A 17679-nucleotide genomic window follows, 5' to 3' on the forward strand; every position below is an offset into this window, starting at 1 on the left:
ACATTGGTTATTGCACTCACTCCGGATAACGAACCTCTGGAAAAGGGAGTGAACGAAGATAGGACAAGGCGCAACAGCAGCCAAACCAAGCACTGTGGTTTTTCAGGGGATTCCTTCGGATTGGATGGCCTGGGGAAGGCCATCCGGGCGGGACAGGCGCCCTCCAGGAGCGCCCTCGACTCGACGTGATTATCAGCGCTGCGCTTGCATCTGGCGTTGAGCCTGCTTTTGCTGGCGATAGGCAATAGCCGCTGGCGGAACCGGGGTTATGGCGCCGGTTTCCATCCATTTTTTCAAGCGATTCGCATCGGCCATATGGGTGTACTTGCCGAATGCATCAAGTACCACAAAGGCCACCGGGCGCTTATTCATCACCGTGCGCATCACCAGGCAATGGCCAGCCTCGTCGGTGTAGCCCGTTTTAGTCAACTGGACACTCCAGTTTGGCTTGCGCACCAAACCGTTGGTATTGCGAAAACCCAGGCTGTAGTTGGGTTTGCGGAAAGCCACGGTTTTATCGTCGGAGGTACTGAGCTCGCCGAGCAACGGATAATTGCGCGTGGCCTTGAGCAGTAATACCAGGTCGGTCGCGGTCGAAACGTTATGCGGCGACAGGCCGGTCGGCTCAACATAATGGGTATTTCTCATGCCCAGCGACCGTGCCTTGGCATTCATTGCGGCTATAAATGCAGTCTGGCCACCCGGATAATGATGGGCGAGGCTCGCCGCAGCGCGGTTTTCAGATGACATCAGCGCCAGCAGCAACATGTTGCGACGGCTGATCTCGCTGCCAACCCGTACCCGGGAGAATACCCCGCGCATTTCCTGGGTGTCGGCAATATTGATGTCGAGCATCTCGTCCATCGGTAACTTGGCGTCCAGGGTAACCACGGCAGTCATCAGCTTGGTCACCGAGGCGATGGGCAGCACCATATTGGGGTTACTCGAATAAAGCACCTTGTTGGTATTCAGATCGACCAACAACGCACTACCCGCCGCAAGTTCTTGACGAGCAGTGGCTTTAGTCGCGGCCTGCACATTTGATGTAGCTACTACGCTGCTGCAAACCAGCAACAAACTGACTATCGAATGACGAATTTTCAAGAGAAGCTCACCGAGCAAAATGGAAAGAGCCTGAACCCTGCGTTCAAGCACATGGAAAACCTCTGAATCACCTCGCAGGTGATGTTGCCTAACGCTGGAAAGCGGCTTCGTTAAGTTGACCTTACTTTAGTACGGCCTCAAGGGACCGGCAACATCGATCAAAGGCGTATCAACAACCGATAAATCGAACACAACCGCGCTGACGGCGGCCTCTGGCTGTTGCGTGTTACACCTTGCACCTACGCTGTCTGCGGCATGCTTCAGAGGGGCCTCAAGTATACGGAAATCATCCTGGGTTCTTGGAGCCCCCTGCCCCGATGATGTTCATACCTTTCGTCTGCAAAGCACACAAAATAACGGGTTCAAGTCCCTGCCAGCTCACCTTGCAGCCAATCGACGAACTGTTGGGTGATACGTTGTCGGCGCTTGCGCTCCGGCAGCACCAGGTAATAACCCAACCCAGAACGCGCCTGGCCCTCACACGCGCGGCACAATAAACCTTGCTCCAGCAGCTCATCGACTAGGTAGCGCCAGCCGATCGCTACACCCTGGCCGGCAATCGCCGCCTGGATCAACAAGGTGTAATTGTCGAAACGCAAACTGCCTGGGCTCGGCGCCTCGGCAATACCTAGCGCGTTGAACAAGCCTTGCCAGTCATACCAGCTGGCACGGCTTTCTGGGCGCAGGTGCAGCAAAGGCAACTGTGCCAACATTGCTGGCGCCAAAGGTTGTGCATGGTCCTTGAGCAACTGTGCACTGCACACCGGGTAGACCTCTTCGGCGAACAACAGCTGGGACTGGCCGTTCTTGACTCGACCATCACCAAAGGCAATCGCCACATCAATTTCAGCCGATAGCGCCCCGAGATCGCGCTCGCCTGTGAGCAGGCTGACATCCACCTCGGGATATAACTGGTTGAAGCGTTTCAGCCGAGGCATCAGCCAATACGCCGCGAAGGCAAAATCAGTCGCCACCTGGAGTACTTCGTGTTGCTGCTGCGCGGTAACCGCTTGCAGCCCAGCATCAAGCGTACCCAGGCCGTCCTGAACATAATGCAGGAGCTGCTCGCCCGCTTCAGTGAGAACGATGCCCCGATAAACCCGGTCAAAAAGCCGGGTATGCAGGCGTTGTTCAAGGCGTTTTATCTGCTGGCTTATCGCCGGCTGACTTGTGCCCAGCTCAAAGGCAGCGGCAGTAAAGCTCAGTTGGCGAGCGGCAGATTCAAAGACTCGCAGCACATCAAGGGATAAGTCATTGAAGCGTCCATACATAAGCTGAAGTTATCCAAGCTATGTGTTTGATATGGGTTTACCCCATTTTTCGTTGACTTGATTATAGATACCGCACTGTCGCATAAATTTTTTATATGGAATACAGGCCTGCCATGAAACGACCCAACATCCTCTTCATCATGGCCGACCAGATGGCCGCACCTATCTTGCCGCTGCACAATGGCAAGTCGCAGATCAAGATGCCAAACCTGATGCGCCTGGCCGAATCAGCCGTGGTTTTCGATTCCGCCTATTGCAACAGCCCGCTGTGTGCGCCATCGCGCTTCACCTTGGTCAGCGGCCAGTTACCGAGCAAAATCGGCGCCTACGATAACGCCGCAGACTTGCCCGCGGATGTACCAACCTACGCGCACTACTTGCGTTTGCTCGGCTATCACACGGCCTTGTCGGGCAAGATGCACTTCTGTGGCCCGGACCAGCTGCATGGCTATGAGCAGCGCCTGACCAGCGACATTTACCCAGCGGACTACGGCTGGGCAGTCAACTGGGATGCGCCCGAAGAGCGCTTGAGTTGGTACCACAACATGTCTTCGGTACTGCAAGCCGGGCCATGCGTGCGCAGCAACCAGCTGGACTTCGATGAAGAAGTGGTGTTCAAGGCCCAGCAGTACCTTTACGACCATGTACGTACGGGCGCTGACCAACCGTTCTGCCTGACCGTATCCATGACCCATCCCCACGACCCCTACACCATCACCCGGGAGTTTTGGGATATGTATGAAGGTGTCGATATCGATTTGCCCGAACACTTCATCGAGCAAGACCAGCAAGACCCACACGCCAAGCGAGTGATGAAAGTCATCGACCTGTGGGATAAGCCGATGCCCGAAGACAAGATCAAGGATGCCCGCCGCGCCTATTACGGCGCATGCAGCTATATCGACAACAACATTGGCAAGCTGCTGAAAACCCTGAAGGACTGTGGCCTGGACGATGACACCATCATCGTTTTCTCGGGTGATCATGGCGATATGCTTGGCGAGCGCGGCCTCTGGTACAAGATGCAGTGGTATGAAATGTCTGCCCGCGTACCCATGCTGGTACATGCGCCCAAGCGTTTTGCGGCGAGGCGCATCAGCCAATCGGTATCGACCATGGATTTGCTGCCGACCTTCGTTGAACTGGCAGGCGGCAAGGTTGATCCAGACCTGGCGCTTGATGGGCGTTCCCTGCTCCCGCATCTGGAAACCGGCTCAGGTCACGACCAGGTATTGGGCGAATACATGGCTGAAGGCAGCAACAGCCCACTGATGATGATTCGCCGCGGCGACTACAAGCTGATCTTCTCGGAGGTCGATCCACTGATGCTGTTCGATGTGCGCAATGATCCCCAAGAACGCGAGAATCTCGCCAACTCGGCCGATCACCAAACCGTACTCGCCAGCTTGCTCCAGCAAGCCTGGGACCAATGGGATATTCCCGCGATCCACAAGGCGGCACTGGCCAGCCAACGCCGTCGCCGCTTCGTAGCCCAGGCCCTTGGCCAAGGCGCACTCAAGAGCTGGGATCACCAGCCAATGGTCGATGCCAGCCAGCAGTACATGCGCAACCACATCGACCTCGACGACCTTGAGCGGCGTGCACGCTATCCTCAGGTGGACGCTTGATAACCCGAGGATTTATATCAATCAAATTGAACTGCCATCACTGACTGCCGTCAGCACAAACTGACACAGGAAAAAACATAACAAAGGAGAAGGCATGAAAAATTTCACCCCCCTTTTCGCAGGTAGCCTGTTACTGGCCGCCAGCATCGGAGCCCACGCCGAGGACGCAAGCTGCAGCACGGTCAAGCTGGGTGACCCGGGCTGGAGTGATATTGCCGTGACCAATGGTGTCACCAGCTTTATCCTCGAAAGCCTCGGCTACCAAGCCAAAACCCAGACATTGGCCGTGCCAATCATCTTTGCTGGCCTGCAAAAAGGTCAGGTCGATGTATTTATGGGCAACTGGATGCCGGCCCAGCAAAGCAACTACGACAAATTTGTCGCCACCGGCAAGGTCGACAACCTCAAGCAAAACCTGGCTGGCACTGAATACACCCTCGCCGTACCGAGCTACGCCTACGAGGCCGGGGTCAAGACCTTTGCTGACCTGAACAAATTCGCTGATAAGTTCGACCATAAACTCTACGGGATTGCCTCTGGTTCACCCGGCAATGAATCGATCCGTAAAATGATTGAAACCAACGACTTCGGCCTCAAAGACTGGAAGCTGATTGAGTCCAGCGAGCAAGCCATGTTGGTTCAGGTCGGGCGCGCCATAAAACGCGACCAGTTTGTGGTGTTCCTCGGCTGGACCCCACACCCAATGAACGTGCAGTACGACATGAAGTACCTCAAGGGCGGCGAAGCCTATTTTGGTGAAACAGGCAGTGTGAACACCCTCGTCCGCAAAGGTTACGCGCAGCAGTGCCCGAATGTTGGCAAACTGCTGAGCAACCTCAGCTTCACCCAAGAGATGGAAAACTCGGTGATGGATAAGGTGCTGAGCAAGCAGGCGAGCAACAGTGAAGCCGTCAAAGCCTGGATGGCTGCCAATCCGGAAGTCGTCAAAGCCTGGCTCGATGGGGTTAAAACCCTCGACGGTGGCGACGGCCTTGAAGCGATTCAGGCCAAGCTGTAATGGCAAGCCAGGCTGGCGGGCTTGGTCAAAGCCCGCCAGCACTCGGCGAACGCAGCTTGCTTGAACAGCACAATCACTCACACAATTGGGCAGAACTTGAAATAGCCGGGGCGGAATACGCCATACTGATGCGTATTGTTAAGTTGTTTAGGGCCTAGCATGCTATGCATCGCCACTCAGACCTCTGCTTTTTATAATGCGCCGACCTAGTCTCCAAAGCCTGCTGCCATTCCTGCGCTGGCTGCCGACTACCAGCCGCAAAACTCTGGGCAACGATGCGCTGGTCGGTTTGACCGGTGCAATTCTGGCATTGCCGCAATCTATCGCGTACGCACTGATTGCCGGACTGCCACCCGAGTACGGCCTTTACGCAGCCATTGTGCCGGTGATTATTGCCTCGCTCTGGGGCTCTTCCTGGCACCTGATCTGCGGGCCAACGGCGGCCATCTCGATTATTTTGTTCACCAGCGTCAGTCCGTTGGCCAAGCCCGGCAGCGATGACTTTATCGCGCTGATACTGCTGCTCAGTTTTATTGCCGGGTTATTCCAGTGGCTGCTCGGTTTGATGCGCTTTGGCGCTTTAGTCAACTTCGTCTCGCACTCCGTGGTGCTCGGTTTTACCCTTGGTGCGGCGGTGGTGATTGCACTGGGACAACTGCCAAATCTGCTGGGCATTGACATCCCAAGCCAAAAAACCGCACTCATGTCCCTGGTCAATCTCGGCCAACACCTCGACGAGGTCGACTGGGCTTCGGCTGCACTGGCGGCATTTACCTTGGCGGTCAGCCTGTTGTGCAAGCAATTCTGGCCGCGCGGACCGGCGCTGCTGATCAGCCTTGTGGCGGGCAGCCTCGCAGTGTTCGCCCTGCCACAGCAACTCGGGCATGTCACCTTGGTCAGCCCATTCGAGGGCAAACTGCCGCCGCTGGTGTGGCTCAACTTTGATCTTGAAAGCGTACTGCAATTGCTACCGGCCGCCATCGCTTGCGGCATGCTCGGGCTGGTCACCAGTCTATCGATCGCCCGTTCGCTGGCGACCAAGTCGCAACAGTTCCTGGATGCCAACCAAGAGGTGCGCGCACAGGGCATATCAAACATCATTGGCCCATGGTTCTCTGGTTCGCTGTCGGCGGGCTCGTTTACCCGCTCGGCGCTCAACCTGCAAGCAGGCGCGCGCTCGCCGCTGGCTGGGGTTTTCTCGGCCATTCTGGTGGGGCTGTTTGCCCTGTTTGGCGCACAGCTGATCGAACATATCCCGCTGCCGTGCATGGCGGCGGGTATCTTGCTGATCTGCTGGGGATTACTGGACATTGCCGGGGTCAAGGCACTGTACCGGGTGAGTCGCTCAGAGTTCTTCGTGATGCTGTTAACACTGTCGGCAACGCTGCTAATGGAGTTGCAAACGGCCATCTACGCTGGTGTGCTGGCTTCGCTGTTCTTCTACCTCAAACGCACTTCCCAGCCACGCGTTAAGTTCTGGCAAGACGGCGACGAAGAGTTATTGCGCATTGAAGGCTCGATATTTTTTGGTGCCTGCCACTACTTGCAGCAGATCATCCAACGTAGCCGTGGCGAACGCGTGATTATCGACGCGCACCACGTCAATTTTATTGATTACGCCGGGATTGAGATGCTTCACCAGGAAGCGCGTCGCCTGCGTGGGCAAAAGCGCAGCTTGATCCTGCGCCGGGCACGGCCGCAGGTAATCGAAGAGATCCAGAAACTACAGGGCGCGGAGCAATGCCCGGTTATTTTCGAGGATTGACTAGGTCTCTATGCGGCCAGCAAGCGCCGCAACTCAGCCAGTACCGGTGCCGTTGAAGGACGCACGCCACGCCAGACAAAAAACGCTTCGGCGGCCTGCTCGACCAACATGCCCAAGCCATCAATGGTGCGCGCAGCGCCTTGCTCGGCGGCCCAATGATTAAACGCAGTGGGCTCATTGCTGTACATCATGTCATAGCAAACGGTATGCCCAGGCTTGATCAAACTGCTGGCAATCGGAGGGACATCGCCAGCCAGGCTTGCTGATGTGCCATTTACAATCAGATCTACCGGCGCATCAATCCAGTCAAAGCCACTGGCTGCCATCGGGCCGAGGTCGGCAAATTGCCGAGCCAGTTGTTCAGCCTTTTCAACCGTACGGTTGGCAATTACCACGCTGCTCGGCTGCTCGGCCATGAAGGGCTCGATAATGCCTCTTACAGCACCACCTGCGCCCAGTACCAAAATGCGCTTGCCGCGTAGAAAGAACCCGGCATTGATCTGAAGATCGCGCACCAACCCGGCACCATCAGTGTTATCGCCGACCAGGGTGCCGTCCAGGCGTTTTTTCAAGGTATTGACCGCACCTGCCCGCTGTGCACGCTCAGACAGGCTGTCCGCCAGGGCAAAGGCTTGCTCTTTAAAGGGCACTGTCACATTGGCACCCTTGCCTTCGATGAAGAAGTCCTGGGCAAAATCACTGAAACCATCAAGCGGCGTCAGCAGGGCTTCATAGCTCAGCTGTTGATTGGTTTGCTCAGCAAATAAGCGGTGGATCAATGGCGACTTGCTGTGGCCGATTGGATTACCGAATACGCCGTAACGGTCCATGTTGGGGGTCCCCGCTGTTAACTTCTGGCAATTACGCAGCGGGTCTTACCACCAGCTGCGGTTGCTCTCCAATTCGTCCCGGCACTGCTTTAGTTGCCAGCCATAGTTCTTCGCTTGCTGTTCGACCTTGCGAGCAACCTGCATCAGCCAGGCTTTACTACGATAGGTGCCCCGGCTGTAGCCGCCGCGCCCTTCGTGATAAGCCAGATACTGATTGTAAGCATCCCACTTGGACACACCCAGCATGCGCTGCGTGCCGTGGGTATACCAGCCGACAAACATGATCGCATCTTCAAAATCATCACGCGAGCCGCCGTTGCCGGTCTGGTCTTTGTACTCGCCCCAAACCGGGTCCTGGGCCTGTGCATAACCGTACGCCGAGCTGACCCGGCCCCAGGGAATGACCCACAGCAAGTAAGCCCGGGGCGGCAAGGCGTCTTCGACAAAGCTGCTTTCTTGCTTGATGATCGCCATCGCCACATTCATCGGCGTGCCGTAGGCGTTCTGCATGTCCAGTGAGTCTTCGTACCAATCCGGGTACTCACGGTAGATATTGCACAGGTTGTTTTGATCTTTTGGCGGCGCAGTCGAACACCCCGCCAGCAACGCGAGCGCTGCCAGCAACCCGGCAATACGTCCCATATTCAAACCTTGGCCAGCCAGTCTCGGTCCGTCAGGTAGTACTCGGTCAGCCGCGCCTCTTCAGTGCCCGGCTCGGCTTTCCAGTCATAGCCCCAGCGTACATGTGGCGGCAGTGACATCAGGATCGACTCGGTGCGCCCGCCCGATTGCAAGCCGAACAAGGTGCCTCGGTCATAAACCAGGTTGAACTCCACATAGCGCCCGCGACGGAAGGCTTGGAATTCGCGCTGTTGCTCGGTGTATGCCATGGACTTGCGACGCTGGACGATGGGCAGATAAGCCTCGAGATAGGCATCACCAATGGCGCGCAGAAAGGCAAAGCTGGTGTCGAAGTCCCACTCGTTCAAGTCATCAAAGAACAGGCCACCAATACCGCGCGGCTCGTTGCGGTGCTTGATGTGGAAGTAGCGATCGCACCACTCTTTGTAGCGCGGGTAGACGTCAGCACCAAATGGCTCGCACGCTTTTTGCGCGACACTGTGCCAATGCTTGCAGTCTTCTTCATTGGCGTAATAAGGGGTCAGGTCAAAGCCGCCACCAAACCACCAGACGGCTTCTTCGCCTTCTTTCTCGGCGATGAAAAACCGCACGTTCGCGTGTGAGGTTGGCACATGAGGGTTGGAGGGATGAATCACCAGCGACACGCCCATGGCTTCAAAGCCACGACCGGCCAGCTCAGGCCGGTGCGCGCTGGCAGAAGGTGGCAAGCCGGTGCCGAATACGTGGGAAAAATTGACCCCACCTTTTTCGATCAGGCCACCGTTCTCGATCACGCGCGTGCGGCCGCCACCGCCTGCCGGGCGCTGCCAGGCGTCTTCAATGAATTCACTGCTACCATCTTCGGCCTGCAGGGCTGCGCAAATACGGTCTTGCAGATCCAGCAAATAGGCTTTTACAGCCTCAGTACGATCACTCACAACGCCACCTTGGAAAGCAGGTTAGGCCGCACGGCTTTAGTTGTGCGACGAAATCGGCGCCCAGCATACCATTTGCACCCCGGTGATCGCAGTTGACTCGAGTCAATTCGACGATAGATGACCGGCAATGGATGCCAAAACAGGCTGCCGCGTGCATCATTAGGTCACTAACTTATCCTGAGATGGAGCCTGCAATGTCCAAGCGAATCCAATTTAGCAGCCACGGCGGCCCGGAAGTACTTGAGTTCGTTGACCACCAACCAGCAGCGCCTGGTGCTGGTGAAGTTCGTGTGCAGAACCAAGCGATTGGCCTTAACTTTATCGACACTTACTTTCGCAGCGGCCTCTATCAACCGCCCGCGCTGCCATCGGGCCTGGGCACTGAAGGCGCTGGTATTGTTGAAGCCGTCGGCGCTGGCGTCACCCAATTCCAGGTGGGTGACCGCGTCGCCTACGCCACCGGTCCGCTCGGCGCCTACAGTCAACTGCATGTATTACCTGCCAGCAAACTGGTAAAACTGCCAGACAGCATCAGCTTTGAACAGGCCGCAGCCGTCATGCTCAAAGGCCTCACCGTGCAATACCTGCTGCGTCAGACCTTTGAATTGAAAGGCGGCGAAACCGTGCTCTTTCATGCCGCTGCGGGCGGTGTTGGCTCATTCGCCTGCCAGTGGGCCAAAGCCCTCGACGTCAAGCTCATCGGCACGGTCAGCACCGCTGAAAAAGCCGAGCGCGCCATGCAGCAAGGCGCCTGGGCAACCATTAACTACAGCCATGAAAATGTCGCTGAGCGCGTGCTTGAACTCACTGACGGCAAAAAATGCCCGGTGGTTTATGACGGTGTTGGCAAGGACACATGGGCAACGTCGCTGGACTGCGTAGCGCCGCGTGGCTTGTTGGTCAGCTTTGGCAACGCCTCTGGCGCGGTCAGCGGAGTGAACCTGGGCATTCTGGCGCAAAAAGGCGCCTTGTACGTCACCCGGCCCACCTTGGCCAGTTACGCCGACACCCCTGAGCGCCTGCAGGCCATGGCCGACGAGCTGTTTGGCATGATCAGCAGCGGCAAGCTGGATGTCGAGATCAACCAGCGTTACCCGCTGGCTGAAGCCGCCCAGGCACAAATTGCCCTGAGCGCTCGCCAGACCACAGGCTCGACGATTCTGTTGCCGTAAGCCTGGTGCCACTCGCTCAGCAAACTGAGCGGGTGGCGTTCGTTACGAAGGCCGTACCACGTCGCCGCTCACCAAATCGCGGATCAGGCTCGGGTTCTTGCGTCCGCCCAAAGCACCATTCAAGACTTTGTCGAGCTGGCGCGGAAAGTACTGCTCAATGCGCAAACGACTGCGCGCTGCAGGGCGACCCGCAGGATTGGCTGAAGTCGACACCAACGGACCGGTGAGGGCGCATAGCTCGCGCACCAACGGATGATCGCTGACGCGCAGGGCAACGCTGTTGTGCTGACCAGTGATCCATTGCGGCAAACGGTCCTGATGCGGAACCAGCCAGGTAGTAGGCCCCGGCCACATGCTGGCCAGACGGTCTTGCCAGATGTCCGGCAGGTCTTCGATCAGGAAATCAAACTGGTGGATGTTGTCAGCAACCAGAATCAGGCCTTTGTGCATTGGCCGGTTTTTCAGCGCCAGCAAGCGCTCAACCGCCAGCTCATCCCAGGGGTCGCAGCCCAGCCCCCAGACTGCTTCGGTCGGATAGGCAATCACGCCCCCTTGCATCACCACCCGCGCGGCTTGCCGTACTTGCCAGCTATTGACCATCATTCGTGCTCCATTGAACCATGCTGCGCAGTGTATCTAAGCCGAATAACAATTGACCAAGCAAGCCCTGATTTTTCCAAGGTTTTTTCAGAAATCGCTAAGGGGGCGGGCAGGCATACCAGCGTCCGGCTTCGCAGCTGACCCGGCCATCCAGCTCAAGCTCGGTCAATGCCGCCAGCACCTCACTCAAGGGCCAACCGCTGCAAAGCGCCAATGCTTCACTGCTTTGCGGCGCAGCCAATAACAGCTCGAACAACGGATGATTGACTGGGGAAGGGGGCTGAACACTGGCCGGGCCATGCTGCCAACCGCGCAGTGCCTCAAGAATATGCTCGATGCTCTCGACCAATGTCGCACCATCGCGAATCAACTGATGACAGCCCCGTGCGCCCGGATGATGAATTGAACCCGGAATCGCATACACCTCCCGGCCTTGCTCGGCGGCCAGACGCGCGGTGATCAGCGAGCCACTTGAAGGGCTGGCCTCAACCACCAGCACGCCCAGCGCCAAGCCACTGATGATCCGGTTTCGCCTGGGGAAGTTACTCGCATGCGGCGGGCTGTTCAGCGGGAGTTCAGAAACCAGGGCGCCACCCTTGGCGATGATATCTGCCGCCAGTGGGCGATGCCGGGCGGGATACATGTGTTGCAAACCGGTCCCGAGCACCGCAACCGTCTTGCCCTGAGCATCCAGGGCACCTTGATGCGCCGCGCCATCAATACCAAGGGCTAGGCCGCTGGTGATCACAAACCCACCCGCAGCCAAGTGCTTGGCAAAGTTGTGCGCAGTATCCAGGCCCGGTTTTGAAGCGCGCCGACTGCCGACCATGGCCAACTGTGGTCGCTCAAGCAAACTGGCATCACCACGGATAAACAACAACGGCGGTGCATCGCCAAGTTCAGCCAGCAACGCCGGATAGTCGTCCGAATCCCACATCAACACGTGATTCTCAGGCGCCTCCAGCCAACGCAGGGTCATATTGGCCTGTTCGCGCACCTCATTGCTGCGCCGGGCATCGCTACAGGCAGCAGGCAACCCCAGCGAGCGCCAGGCAGAGGCGGGGGCACTGATCGCGGAGGAGGCTGAATCAAAGGCATCGAGGAGTTTTTTGAAGCGCTTAGGGCCGAGCTCAGGCAGGCAATGCAAGCGGACCCGAGCTTCTATCTCGGCAGGGGAAGGTGCAGCGGTTTTGCTGGAATATTGCGACATGCTGATCATCCTTGATCGGTCGCGTCATAGGCCCGTTGCAGTGCAGCCTATGACAAAAAGCCCAGCATTTGCTGGGCTTCAAGGGTTATGGGTTGCGCACTTTGTCGAGCACTGCCAGGTTGCGGTTGGCGTGCAGGATCAAACCGTAGCTGAGCTTGTTATAAGTGCGGAACACCATCATCAAGCCTGCTCTTTCGTCTGGAATCTTGATCGAATCGCCAGTGATGCGGTCACGTACGGTTTCACCTGTCTTGTAGACAGCCAGCACGTTGCCGACTACCAGGCCGTCGCGCACACCCTTGTTGATGGTCACCACGTCAAACTGGCCAATCTGGTTGACGCCGCGCGGGACATCGATGATCAGGCCCTTGACTTCGCCTGCAGGCTCGCTGGGCATGAATGTCGAGTTGATCGCACGCTCTTCATTGACGAACAGACGGTCGCCATTACGCACTTCCTGGGTGCTGCGGCGCAGCTCCATGGTGCCGATATCGCCTTCCTCGGCAACAATCTCACCGCCACCGATGTCATCGGCATTGATACCCAGGAACTCTTTGGTTTCCGGGTCGAAGTAGCTCTTGCCCTGACGGAAAATCCCGTAGTTCGGGGTGGTGGTGCTGAACTTGCCGCGAGCGTAAATACGATCACCCGCACCGCTGACAACCCGCTCGGCATCACCGGCGACGATATATGGCGCGCGCTCGAAATCCTTTGGATCATCGACAATGCGGTTATACAGCAAGAAACTGTTGATCGCCTCAAGCGGAATAGTCGGAATGGCTTCCGCCATCGGCGTGCTGCGCACTTTTGGCGACAGCTTGATGGTGCCGCGTGATGCGCCGCGGTTCAGCACCAGGCGTGGCTGACCATCGACATAAACCAGGCTCAGCGTGTCGCCAGGGTAGATCAGGTGTGGGTTTTCAACCTGTGGGTTGGCGTGCCAGATCTCCGGCCACTTCCAGGGTTCACGCAGGAATCTACCGGAGATATCCCATAGAGTATCGCCCTTGACCACTGTGTAACGATCCGGATGACCGTCCTTGAGTTGCACATCTGCCTGGGCCAAACCGCCAGCTGCAAGTAGCAGCAAAGCGAGTAGTGATTTCCTCATGCGGTGAATCCCTTTATTATGTGTCTTCTGTGAAGCGCCCTAGCGCCACAACGTAACCCCAATAGAAATGCGGCGTGAAGCTGCTTTTCCAAGCTGCGCATCATCTTAGCAGCGGATTTTGACTTTATTCCACAAGTGCATCACACAACGCATATGGCGATTTTAAACATCCTCGAATTTCCCGATCCACGTTTACGCACCATTGCTAAGCCAGTGGATGTGGTCGATGACGATTTGCGTCAGTTGATCGACGACATGTTCGAAACCATGTATGAAGCGCCGGGCATTGGGCTTGCTGCCACGCAAGTCAATGTCCATAAGCGTTTGGTGGTTATGGACCTGTCTGAAGACCGCTCCGAACCCCGGGTTTTTATCAATCCGGAATTCGAGTCGCTGACCGAAGAAATGGACCAGTATCAGGAAGGTTGCCTTTCTGTTCCCGGTTTTTACGAAAACATCGATCGCCCACAGAAAGTTAAGGTCAAAGCACTGGATCGCGACGGCAAACCCTACGAGCTAATCGCCGAAGGGCTGCTCGCCGTGTGCATCCAGCACGAGTGCGACCACCTCAATGGCAAGCTGTTTGTCGATTACCTGTCTACGCTCAAGCGTGACCGGATTAAAAAGAAGCTTGAAAAGCAACACCGTCAGCAGGCTTGATCGATGACTTACAAAGGCTTGCTGCGGCAAGCCTTTTTTATTTGCAGCAGGCGAGGGCGACAAGCCCTGCACCTGAGTTTAGCGAGACCCCATGACTGACTCTTTACGCATCATTTTTGCCGGCACCCCGGAATTCGCCGCCGAGCACCTCAAAGCGCTGCTGGACACCGACCACCAGATTATCGCGGTGTACACCCAGCCGGATCGACCTTCTGGTCGTGGACAAAAGCTGATGCCGAGCCCGGTCAAGCAACTCGCCCTGCAACATGAAATACCGGTTTATCAGCCGCTAACCCTGCGCGACAGCGACGCCCAAGCCCAGTTGGCAGCACTGAACGCCGATTTGATGGTGGTGGTGGCCTACGGTTTGATCCTGCCGCAAGCGGTGCTCGACACCCCACGCCTGGGCTGCATCAACAGCCACGCCTCCTTGCTGCCACGCTGGCGCGGCGCGGCTCCGATCCAGCGCGCGATCGAGGCGGGCGATGCGCAGTCCGGCGTCACCGTGATGCAAATGGAAGCTGGGCTCGATACCGGCCCCATGCTGCTTAAAGTCAGCACCCCAATTAGCGCTGAAGACACCGGCGGCAGCCTGCATGATCGCTTGGCGCGCCTCGGGCCCGATGCGGTCATTGAAGCCGTCAATGGCTTGGCTGCGGGTTCGCTGGTTGGCGAGGCGCAAGATGACAGCCTGGCGACCTACGCCCACAAGCTCAATAAAGAGCAGGCACGTATCGACTGGACGCGCCCGGCGGATGAGCTGCAACGCCTGATTCGCGCGTTTAACCCGACGCCGATCTGCCACAGCACGCTCAATGATGCGCCGATCAAGGTGCTCAGCGCCGAATGTTGCGCAGGTGAAGGCGCGCCGGGGATTATTCTCGATGCAAGCAAGCACGGCCTGACCGTCGCTTGCGGCAAGGGTGCGCTGCTGCTTACTCGTCTGCAGTTGCCGGGTGGCAAGGCACTCAACTTCGCCGACCTGTACAACAGCCGTCGTGAATACTTCACTGTCGGCGCGGTGCTGGTTTGATGAACCCACGCCTCGCCGCCGCCAAGGCCCTTAGCGCAGTGCTGTCTGGTAAGGCTTCATTGGCCAGCAGCCTGCCGCCGCAACTGGATAAAGTTGAGCCCCGTGATCGTGGCCTCACCCAGGAGCTGGCCTTCGGCACCGCTCGCTGGCAGCCAAGGTTGTCGGCACTGGCCGAAAAGCTGCTGCAAAAGCCATTCAAGGCGGCGGACAGAGACGTCGAAGCCTTGCTTCTGGTCGGCCTGTATCAACTGCTCTACACCCGTATTCCGCCACACGCCGCATTGGGCGAGACCGTCGGCTGCGCTGAAAAGCTGAAAAAACCTTGGGCCAAGGGCCTGCTCAACGCTGTATTGCGCCGCGCCCAACGTGAGGCCGAACCATTGCTGGCCGAGATGGAACGCGACCCAATGGTGCGTACCGCCCATCCACGCTGGCTGCAAAAATCACTCAAGGCATTCTGGCCCGAGCATTGGGAAGCCATCTGCGCGGCCAATAACGCCCATCCGCCGTTGATTTTGCGAGTTAATCGTCGCCATGGCAGCCGTGATGCCTACCTGCAAGAACTACAAGCTGGCGGTATAGAATCCGCCGCTTGCACCTTTAGCCAAGACGGCATCCGCCTGGTGCAAGCCTGCGACGTGACCACACTGCCTGGCTTCGCTGATGGCCGGCTCAGCGTGCAGGATGAAGCCGCGCAACTGGCCGCAGATCTGCTTGAACTAGCCCCGGGCCAGCGCGTACTCGATGCCTGCTGCGCACCGGGCGGCAAGACCTGCCACATCCTCGAAGCCGAGCCCGGGCTGGCGGGCGTAGTGGCCATCGACCTGGAACCGAAACGATTGGTGCGGGTGCGCGAGAACCTGGCGCGTCTTAAGCTGGATGCAGAATTAATCGCCGCTGATGGCCGGGCTGTGGATAAGTGGTGGGATGGCCAGCCATTCCAGCGCATCCTGCTCGATGCGCCTTGTTCGGCGACCGGCGTGATTCGTCGTCACCCCGACATTAAAATTGCCCGCCAGGCCGAAGATATTCCGGCGCTGGCACAGTTGCAGGGCGAGTTGCTTGATGCCTTGTGGCCAACGCTCGCTGTGGGCGGCATCATGCTATATGCCACATGCTCGACCTTGCCGACAGAAAACAGCCAAGTTATAGAAGCCTTTCTGGCCCGCACCCCAGGCGCACGTGAACTCGATATTGCCGGGCCTTTTGGCCTGCCACAACCCCATGGCCGCCAACTGCTTGCACAAGAAGATGGTCATGATGGTTTTTACTATGCCAAGCTGATCAAGATCGCCGCGACACCCCGCGGCTGAGGAAGGAATCGGATGAAAATCATCATTCTTGGTGCCGGGCAAGTTGGCGGCACCCTGGCAGAACACCTGGCCAGCGAAGCCAATGACATCACTGTGGTTGACACCGACGGCGACCGTCTGCGTGATCTCGGCGACCGCCTGGATATCCGCACCGTACAGGGCCGCGGCTCGTTCCCGACTGTTTTGCGCCAAGCTGGCGCCGACGATGCCGACATGCTGGTTGCCGTGACCAACAGCGACGAGATCAACATGATCGCCTGTCAGGTTGCCTACACCTTGTTTCATACGCCGACCAAGATCGCTCGCGTGCGCGAAGCGGCCTACCTGACCCGCAGCGGCCTGTTCGACAATGAAGCGATTCCGGTCGACGTGCTCATCAGCCCCGAACAAGTCGTGACCAACTACATCAAGCGCCTGATCGAGTATCCGGGCGCGCTGCAGGTTATCGATTTCGCCGAGGGCAAGGCTCAGCTGGTTGCGGTCAAGGCCTATTACGGTGGTCCGCTGGTGGGCCAACAGCTGCGCCAACTGCGCGAGCACATGCCTAACGTCGATACCCGCGTTGCCGCGATTTTCCGCCGTAACCGGCCGATCATGCCCAAGGGTGACACGGTCATCGAGGCTGACGATGAAGTGTTCTTCATCGCCGCCAAAGCCCACATCCGCGCGGTGATGAGCGAGATGCGCCGCCTGGAAGACAGCTACAAGAAGATTGTCATTGCCGGTGGCGGTCATATTGGCGAACGCCTGGCGGAAGCCATCGAAAGCCGCTACCAGGTGAAGATCATCGAGATGAACCCGGCGCGCTGCCGTTACCTCTCGGAAACACTGGACAGCACCATCGTGTTGCAGGGCAGTGCTTCGGACCGTGATTTGCTGGTTGAAGAAAATATCAACGATGCGGATATATTCCTTGCCCTGACCAACGACGACGAAGCCAACATCATGTCGTCCTTGCTGGCCAAGCGCATGGGCGCGCGCAAGGTGATGACCATCATCAACAACCCAGCCTACGTCGACTTGGTCCAGGGCGGGGATATCGACATTGCCATCAGTCCGCAGCTGGCAACTATCGGCACCTTGCTCACCCACGTGCGCCGTGGCGATATCGAAAGCGTGCACTCACTGCGCCGCGGTGCGGCCGAGGCGATCGAGATGATTGCCCACGGCGATGCCAAGTCGAGCAAAGTGGTCGGCCGCGAGATCGGCAAAATCAACCTGCCGCCGGGCACCACGATCGGCGCGGTTATTCGCGATGAGGAAGTACTGATCGCCCACGACAACACCATGATCCAGAGCGGTGACCATGTGATTCTGTTCCTGGTCGACAAGAAGTACATCCGCGATGCCGAGAGCTTGTTCCAGGTTGGCTTGACCTTCTTCTAAGAAGCCAGAGGAAAAGCCC

16 protein-coding genes are annotated in these 17679 nt (G+C 57.7%); 8 read left to right on the top strand and 8 right to left on the bottom strand.

Annotation, left to right across the window (positions count from 1 at the left end; genetic code table 11):
* Positions 1-192: 192 nt before the first annotated feature.
* The gene (pbpG, locus tag AACY26_RS09575) at positions 193-1104 is read right to left on the bottom strand and encodes a D-alanyl-D-alanine endopeptidase (RefSeq protein WP_089360352.1); all 912 of its coding nucleotides are present in this window, start codon (positions 1102-1104) and stop codon (positions 193-195) included.
* Positions 1105-1466: 362 nt separating this feature from the next.
* Entirely contained in the window at positions 1467-2375 is a 909-nt protein-coding gene (locus AACY26_RS09580) for a choline sulfate utilization transcriptional regulator (RefSeq protein ID WP_339513405.1), read from the bottom strand.
* Positions 2376-2488: 113 nt separating this feature from the next.
* On the opposite strand from AACY26_RS09580, the gene betC reads away from it, so the two are divergent.
* From betC to AACY26_RS09595, 3 genes are all read left to right on the top strand, one after another.
* A complete protein-coding gene (gene betC, locus AACY26_RS09585) occupies positions 2489-4003 on the top strand; it encodes a choline-sulfatase (RefSeq protein ID WP_339513407.1) in 1515 nt (504 codons plus the stop codon).
* 94 nt (positions 4004-4097) lie between these two features.
* Positions 4098-5021 (top strand): choline ABC transporter substrate-binding protein, encoded by a 924-nt coding sequence (choX, locus tag AACY26_RS09590; protein ID WP_339513409.1) that lies wholly within the window; start codon positions 4098-4100, stop codon positions 5019-5021.
* 196 nt (positions 5022-5217) lie between these two features.
* The gene (locus AACY26_RS09595) at positions 5218-6786 is read left to right on the top strand and encodes a SulP family inorganic anion transporter (RefSeq protein ID WP_339513411.1); all 1569 of its coding nucleotides are present in this window, start codon (positions 5218-5220) and stop codon (positions 6784-6786) included.
* A gap of 8 nt (positions 6787-6794) precedes the next feature.
* Here the strand turns inward: AACY26_RS09595 and aroE are convergent, their stop codons facing one another.
* Genes aroE through hemF form a run of 3 tightly spaced genes read right to left on the bottom strand, consistent with a single transcriptional unit; the run spans position 6795 to position 9175 of the window.
* Entirely contained in the window at positions 6795-7616 is an 822-nt protein-coding gene (gene aroE, locus AACY26_RS09600; RefSeq protein WP_339513413.1) for a shikimate dehydrogenase, read from the bottom strand.
* Between the two features lie 45 nt (positions 7617-7661).
* Positions 7662-8258 carry a transglycosylase SLT domain-containing protein gene (locus AACY26_RS09605; protein ID WP_339513415.1) on the bottom strand — a complete coding sequence of 199 codons (597 nt, stop codon included), beginning with the start codon at positions 8256-8258 and terminating at the stop codon, positions 7662-7664.
* 2 nt (positions 8259-8260) lie between these two features.
* The gene (gene hemF, locus AACY26_RS09610; protein WP_339513417.1) at positions 8261-9175 is read right to left on the bottom strand and encodes an oxygen-dependent coproporphyrinogen oxidase; all 915 of its coding nucleotides are present in this window, start codon (positions 9173-9175) and stop codon (positions 8261-8263) included.
* Between the two features lie 194 nt (positions 9176-9369).
* On the opposite strand from hemF, the gene AACY26_RS09615 reads away from it, so the two are divergent.
* Positions 9370-10347 (top strand): NADPH:quinone reductase, encoded by a 978-nt coding sequence (locus AACY26_RS09615; protein WP_339513419.1) that lies wholly within the window; start codon positions 9370-9372, stop codon positions 10345-10347.
* A gap of 42 nt (positions 10348-10389) precedes the next feature.
* On the opposite strand, the gene AACY26_RS09620 is transcribed toward AACY26_RS09615, so the two are convergent.
* The 3 genes from AACY26_RS09620 to AACY26_RS09630 form a co-directional block, all read right to left on the bottom strand.
* Positions 10390-10947, bottom strand: a complete 558-nt coding sequence (locus AACY26_RS09620; protein WP_339514092.1) for an L-threonylcarbamoyladenylate synthase — start codon at positions 10945-10947, stop codon at positions 10390-10392.
* A 97-nt stretch (positions 10948-11044) separates the two neighbouring features.
* Positions 11045-12157, bottom strand: a complete 1113-nt coding sequence (dprA, locus tag AACY26_RS09625) for a DNA-processing protein DprA (protein WP_339513421.1) — start codon at positions 12155-12157, stop codon at positions 11045-11047.
* 85 nt (positions 12158-12242) lie between these two features.
* Positions 12243-13268 carry a LysM peptidoglycan-binding domain-containing protein gene (locus tag AACY26_RS09630; RefSeq protein WP_339513423.1) on the bottom strand — a complete coding sequence of 342 codons (1026 nt, stop codon included), beginning with the start codon at positions 13266-13268 and terminating at the stop codon, positions 12243-12245.
* 153 nt (positions 13269-13421) lie between these two features.
* Here AACY26_RS09630 and def point away from each other — a divergent pair, with 153 nt between their 5' ends.
* From def to trkA, 4 genes are all read left to right on the top strand, one after another.
* Entirely contained in the window at positions 13422-13928 is a 507-nt protein-coding gene (gene def / locus AACY26_RS09635) for a peptide deformylase (protein ID WP_010487937.1), read from the top strand.
* A 91-nt stretch (positions 13929-14019) separates the two neighbouring features.
* Positions 14020-14961 (top strand): methionyl-tRNA formyltransferase, encoded by a 942-nt coding sequence (gene fmt, locus AACY26_RS09640; protein WP_339513426.1) that lies wholly within the window; start codon positions 14020-14022, stop codon positions 14959-14961.
* The gene (rsmB, locus tag AACY26_RS09645) at positions 14961-16274 is read left to right on the top strand and encodes a 16S rRNA (cytosine(967)-C(5))-methyltransferase RsmB (protein WP_339513428.1); all 1314 of its coding nucleotides are present in this window, start codon (positions 14961-14963) and stop codon (positions 16272-16274) included. The genes fmt and rsmB overlap by 1 nt, the downstream gene beginning before the upstream one ends.
* 12 nt (positions 16275-16286) lie before the next feature.
* Positions 16287-17660: a Trk system potassium transporter TrkA gene (trkA, locus tag AACY26_RS09650; RefSeq protein WP_339513430.1), complete on the top strand. Its 1374-nt coding sequence runs from the start codon at positions 16287-16289 to the stop codon at positions 17658-17660.
* Positions 17661-17679 lie beyond the last annotated feature (19 nt).

The sequence above is a fragment of the Pseudomonas sp. RL_15y_Pfl2_60 genome (assembly GCF_963970595.1).
Classification (GTDB): Bacteria; Pseudomonadota; Gammaproteobacteria; order Pseudomonadales; family Pseudomonadaceae; genus Aquipseudomonas.

What these genes read in the sequence shown, in the direction of transcription:
- AACY26_RS09620 (WP_339514092.1), bottom strand. Translation starts at nt 10,947, where the DNA reads ATGGTCAATAGCTGGCAAGTACGGCAAGCCGCGCGGGTGGTGATGCAA.
- AACY26_RS09630 (WP_339513423.1), bottom strand. Translation starts at nt 13,268, where the DNA reads ATGAGGAAATCACTACTCGCTTTGCTGCTACTTGCAGCTGGCGGTTTG.
- AACY26_RS09580 (WP_339513405.1), bottom strand. Translation starts at nt 2,375, where the DNA reads ATGTATGGACGCTTCAATGACTTATCCCTTGATGTGCTGCGAGTCTTT.
- fmt (WP_339513426.1), top strand. Translation starts at nt 14,020, where the DNA reads ATGACTGACTCTTTACGCATCATTTTTGCCGGCACCCCGGAATTCGCC.
- aroE (WP_339513413.1), bottom strand. Translation starts at nt 7,616, where the DNA reads ATGGACCGTTACGGCGTATTCGGTAATCCAATCGGCCACAGCAAGTCG.
- def (WP_010487937.1), top strand. Translation starts at nt 13,422, where the DNA reads ATGGCGATTTTAAACATCCTCGAATTTCCCGATCCACGTTTACGCACC.
- rsmB (WP_339513428.1), top strand. Translation starts at nt 14,961, where the DNA reads ATGAACCCACGCCTCGCCGCCGCCAAGGCCCTTAGCGCAGTGCTGTCT.
- dprA (WP_339513421.1), bottom strand. Translation starts at nt 12,157, where the DNA reads ATGTCGCAATATTCCAGCAAAACCGCTGCACCTTCCCCTGCCGAGATA.
- betC (WP_339513407.1), top strand. Translation starts at nt 2,489, where the DNA reads ATGAAACGACCCAACATCCTCTTCATCATGGCCGACCAGATGGCCGCA.
- AACY26_RS09615 (WP_339513419.1), top strand. Translation starts at nt 9,370, where the DNA reads ATGTCCAAGCGAATCCAATTTAGCAGCCACGGCGGCCCGGAAGTACTT.
- AACY26_RS09595 (WP_339513411.1), top strand. Translation starts at nt 5,218, where the DNA reads ATGCGCCGACCTAGTCTCCAAAGCCTGCTGCCATTCCTGCGCTGGCTG.
- trkA (WP_339513430.1), top strand. Translation starts at nt 16,287, where the DNA reads ATGAAAATCATCATTCTTGGTGCCGGGCAAGTTGGCGGCACCCTGGCA.
- AACY26_RS09605 (WP_339513415.1), bottom strand. Translation starts at nt 8,258, where the DNA reads ATGGGACGTATTGCCGGGTTGCTGGCAGCGCTCGCGTTGCTGGCGGGG.
- choX (WP_339513409.1), top strand. Translation starts at nt 4,098, where the DNA reads ATGAAAAATTTCACCCCCCTTTTCGCAGGTAGCCTGTTACTGGCCGCC.